General features: G+C 33.8%; 3 protein-coding genes. All 3 read right to left on the bottom strand.

Translation table 11 applies throughout. The features are described from left to right. Nucleotides 1-370 precede the first annotated feature (370 nt). Entirely contained in the window at nt 371-1,948 is a 1,578-nt protein-coding gene (locus tag B5D35_RS23270; protein ID WP_078754777.1) for a hypothetical protein, read from the bottom strand. 323 nt (nt 1,949-2,271) lie between these two features. Next, the gene (locus B5D35_RS23265; protein WP_078754776.1) at nt 2,272-2,688 is read right to left on the bottom strand and encodes a subtilase family AB5 toxin binding subunit; all 417 of its coding nucleotides are present in this window, start codon (nt 2,686-2,688) and stop codon (nt 2,272-2,274) included. Nucleotides 2,689-2,735: 47 nt separating this feature from the next. Further along, the coding region (locus tag B5D35_RS24655; protein WP_212567567.1) for a hypothetical protein at nt 2,736-2,969 on the bottom strand (234 nt) is incomplete at its 5' end.

Here is a 2,969-nt window from a genome sequence, read left to right as displayed (position 1 = left end):
GGGCGAAGTGTGCCTGATTGAAAATCAGTTCACTTTTTAACTCAGGATAACCTAGGGTCTCAGCGGCCTTCTACTAACTTTGCAACGGAGCCGAACGGATAGACGTTGATGGGAAAACAGCTTGCGAGCGTTTCTACACGTTCGCAGGGTAATGGTGTCTGGAGATAAACTCTGTGACATGCCAATCAATCTTTGCGACAAAACCTTAATAATCAGTAAATCTATTAGGTGAGTCATTTGATCAACGATACCGATCAAAACTACAGATTTCAGCCTCTACTTAAAATACTAATTAATTTCGAAACGTTTGTTTTTTAAGTAGCATTGACATTAAAAACAATGCCAATGCCAGGATGAGTTCGTTACTTATCTAATAGATAGAGCTAAAAAGATATGGATATTTAAAGCTGTTAAATAATAACGGAGGAATTACGATTGTGTTAACGGTGTTGTTGCTATTTTCAAATCCTCGATAAACCCACGGCAGCTTGTTAAACGAAGGGGATGAGCTATCGTCATATGACAATTCGTAATTAAAATCTGATTGTTTTGTTGGGTTATATGTATCTGGGTATTCTTTTTCAGTAATAACTATGCCTCTTCCCGTGTTAGTAATTGACGAGTATGATTTTATATCGTATAGCTCTACTTTATCACTAAAAGCATATAGTTTATCCTCATTGATTTCCATAAGTATTTTTTCACTTATAGGTATTCTTTTATCGTCTTCATTGTGTTTAAGTGCTGTTTTATACATATTATATGTGTAATTTGAAAAGTGAGCCTCATATATGTAAACCGTTTGACCAATATATAACGAGGATGATAAATGGTTTGAAATAATCACCTTCATATCGCCTTCATTGGCAAGCCCAGAGAGAAATCCGGAGTCCTCTCCACTTCTATACAATACATTAAATGCCGAGTTTAATGTGTCAGAAACGTTTAAAACACTTCCTTTGGGAGATAATCCATTGTTATTTTTAACTTGTTCAAAAGGAAGTTGTGATGCTATAAATATGCTTCTTTTCGGGTTTTCATATGATGCAGTTTTATCTTCTTCTGAAGATAAACAATTTTTTAATATTTCATCTTTTAATGGGGTAAGGGATACATAAATGTCTTCAGTGGTTGTTCCTGATGTAAGAACTCCAATAGCTAAATTATCATGCTGTACTAAAGCACCTCCGCTAGAACCATTAGATATACCACCTGCTCCATGACTAATATCAAATTCGTGATTTATGGGCTCAATATTTACCGAATCACTGTAAAGTGTTTGATTTTGAGGCCATCCGTTTGCATGATGATGAGTTATTAATCCATCCATACTAATTTCTACACTATCTTCTAAAAATTTATAACCCAACTCTGTATAGTTATATGTACCTACGGGAAAGCCTGAAAATGGCATTAACATAAGAGATATATCAGTTCCGTTTTGATTGTTAATAGATCGAACTACGTCAAAATTAACAGATGGGGAATGAAATAGCCTAAACTTAATTTCATGGTCATCATATACTCTTTTATAATGTAATCCGATATCAAAGGTGGCAGAAGTATTCGATAAGTCATGATAACTATCGGAGATCGTATGTCCAGTAGATATTACACACAATTTACCATCATCTCTTTTTGTTCTAATGAAGAATCCAGTAAACTGTTTGTGAGTATCTGTATTCTCCATAAATAACGTTGCTTTAAATTTATTATTGTAATTTGATATGTTATCTTCTCGATAATAAAAATATGGAGGATGCTCAAAATCAATATTAGCATCAGGCCATTCGTAAATTATATTTCTCGATACCTCTGAAAATCTACCATTCAATCCTTGACCGTCATCATATAAGGATAAGTGAGAACCAGGATAATTATTGGCGTATGCACAAAATCCCACTAGACCGCCTAGTAAAAAAATATACGTTTTTTTCTTAATATTCATAATTTACCTTTTAAGGTTGTCATTCATATACTCAATCAACTTGAACATTTTTGAATTCATTGCGCCTAAGTGCTTCAAGGTATTTAACCAGAAATAGTGATTCTATTTTTAGAGAGGTTAACGAAGAAGTGAGCATGTTGAAACCCTCCCTTCTGGTGAATTTGATGAGTCCTGCATGTGCAAGATGATTGGGTATGCATTTATAATGCATGTAAATCCATTAATAATTAAAATAAAGCAATATAATTAATTATATTGCTTTTAGATATTTAATTATGTGCTAAAAATGGAAATATAGTAATTGGTTGAATTGATTATTTTTATTATCGCGGTGATGGGTGCTCAGGTCCAAAACATTTCCCATCAGAGCCGGAGCAAGACGAAAGCCCTGTAATCACATACGAACTATAGGCTGAAACAAAAGGCTGATACTTCCATATATCTGATCTTGTAACCATTTTAATCTTCTGCCCCGTGCTATAAAAAAACAGAGCTTGTTTATATAAAGTATCGTAACTTTTACCCCAAATACCACCATTTGATTTCCCTGAACAGGCCTTTTGATTTACAGCTTCAATCCTATCTATCTCTATACAAAAATAAGAGAAACCATCTATCTGGCCAACGCTAATATCCTTTATCACTCCTCTAAAGGATACTGTATCTTTGCTATCATCACTCCATTCTGCATAAGAGCAGAATGAGGTAATAGATATTATAAAAAGTAAAAAATTTCTCATGGCTTAATCCTTATATTAACTTACTTAGCCTATGATAATAGTATGTATCATTTGTATTTCCGCAAAATAAAATGTAAGAAAAAACCTACAAGAATGGAGCGACCTGAATTAATAGCTAGCCATTGACTGCCGTTTGTTTGTGAATTTGAAAAGTATTCTTCTGCATATTTTAATATGAAACAGTGAGTACTTAATGGGGTTTGAAGTCCAATGGAACGAAAACGTAGGATCCGTTGCAAAGTTTTAAGTTTCAGGCAATCTAGTGTCACCTTCCTCGTCGT

The organism is Enterovibrio nigricans DSM 22720, from assembly GCF_900167155.1.
GTDB lineage: Bacteria > Pseudomonadota > Gammaproteobacteria > Enterobacterales > Vibrionaceae > Enterovibrio > Enterovibrio nigricans.
The sequence above is the reverse complement of the archived record's forward strand: the minus strand, read 5'-3'. Positions and strand labels throughout refer to the sequence as shown.

Coding starts and splice junctions, on each gene's coding strand:
- B5D35_RS23270 (WP_078754777.1), bottom strand. CDS start 1,948: ATGAATATTAAGAAAAAAACGTATATTTTTTTACTAGGCGGTCTAGTG.
- B5D35_RS23265 (WP_078754776.1), bottom strand. CDS start 2,688: ATGAGAAATTTTTTACTTTTTATAATATCTATTACCTCATTCTGCTCT.